At 52.9% G+C, this 410-nt stretch carries 1 protein-coding gene; it reads left to right on the top strand.

The genetic code is table 11. The annotated features are described in order from the left end of the window. The coding region (gene trmB / locus Q4563_RS16560) for a tRNA (guanine(46)-N(7))-methyltransferase TrmB (RefSeq protein WP_442903769.1) at positions 1-257 on the top strand (257 nt) is incomplete at its 5' end. Positions 258-410: the final 153 nt, after the last annotated feature.

Below are 410 nucleotides of genomic sequence, written 5' to 3' on the forward strand. Positions count from 1 at the left end.
GGATCGTACAAACCGGATTTGTCCAGACCCTGCGCCGTATTCTCACGCCCGGTGGCATCTTCCATATGGCTACCGACTGGGAAAACTACATGGAGCACATGATCGAGGTGATGGATGCACAGGCGGGTTATGACAATATCGCCGGCCCTGGCCAGTGTGTTGAGCGCCCGGATGACCGACCACTGACGCGGTTTGAAAAACGCGGTCAGGGTAAAGGCCATGGTGTCTGGGATATGAAATACCGCAAGATTGACTGATCGTTGATCGCCCACGATCATCACTCAGGTCGATAATCCGGCGGCACCAATAATGCCGCCCCCGACTTACTATTTGATAACGTCTGGCCGCTGATTGCCGACGTCCGACGGAGCATACTGATGCAAAAGAAAGACAAAGAAAAAGTATTTGGT

The sequence above is a fragment of the Gilvimarinus sp. 1_MG-2023 genome (genome assembly GCF_030548285.1).